Origin of the sequence: Streptomyces otsuchiensis, assembly GCF_004305975.1 — a bacterium.
GTDB lineage: Bacteria > Actinomycetota > Actinomycetes > Streptomycetales > Streptomycetaceae > Streptomyces > Streptomyces otsuchiensis.
This window is the reverse complement of record NZ_BHZI01000565.1, coordinates 1-861: the sequence shown is the minus strand read 5'-3', so window position 1 is coordinate 861 and position 861 is coordinate 1. Positions and strand designations below refer to the sequence as shown.

Genomic DNA, 861 nt, shown 5'->3' with positions numbered 1-861 from the left:
CCGCACCCCCGCACCGCGCACCCCCGTGCCCCTGTCGTATCGGCCTTCTCGACGGCGCGTCGGGGCGTGCGCGCGTGCCCCGACGCGTTCCCGAAGGAGCCCGGAATGCAGCCGACCCCATCGACCACCGCCCGCCCCCGGCCCTTCGACGACTGCGTCGGCCTCGGCTACCACTGCGAGGTGACCCACCAGATCCGGCGCGTCACGGGCAACGAACGCGCCGCGTACTTCGACTGGCTCGACCTCGACCTGGAGGCCGTGATCGAGACGATCGAAGCGGACTTCACCAACGTGCTGCGCCCCGGGCTGACCGAGCCCTTCGGAGACGGCCTCTTCGCCCTCGACCGCGGCTCCGACATCCGCTTCTTCCACGAGTTCGCCGCCTCCGGGCCCAAGGGTTTGAGCGAAGCCGACATCGAACGCCAAATCGACGCGGTCCGAGCGAAGTTCACCTACCTCGCCGAGCGGTTCCGCAGCCTCGCCAACTCCGACCGCCGCGTCCTGTACATCCGCAACGACGCCTTCGACGAGCACGACGCCGCAGACCTGCGGAGGCTGCGCGCGGCCATCGCCACCCAGTACCCGGGCCACCGTTTCGCCCTGCTGTGGCTGCGGCGCACCGTACCGGCGGACGCGGCCCAGCTGCCTCCCGGCATCGCCTGGGGAACCGTGCCGCTGGTCCCCGGCCGCTGGGAGGGCGACGACGCGGCCTGGGACGCCGCCTTCGACGCACTCGACCCCGCCGTGCTGTGGCCCCGGCCCTGATCCGCGAACCCTCACCACTGTCCCGCTCAACTGCCCTGCTGTGAAAGCCCGTTCGATTGAGAGCACCGTGCCCGAGCCCCGCCCCACCCCCGAACC

At 71.8% G+C, this 861-nt stretch carries 1 protein-coding gene; it reads left to right on the top strand.

The window, feature by feature from the left end; genetic code table 11:
• The first annotated feature begins 105 nt into the window (after window positions 1-105).
• The gene (locus E0D90_RS25860) at window positions 106-765 is read left to right on the top strand and encodes a papain-like cysteine peptidase (protein ID WP_130800327.1); all 660 of its coding nucleotides are present in this window, start codon (window positions 106-108) and stop codon (window positions 763-765) included.
• The last annotated feature ends 96 nt before the right edge of the window (window positions 766-861 follow it).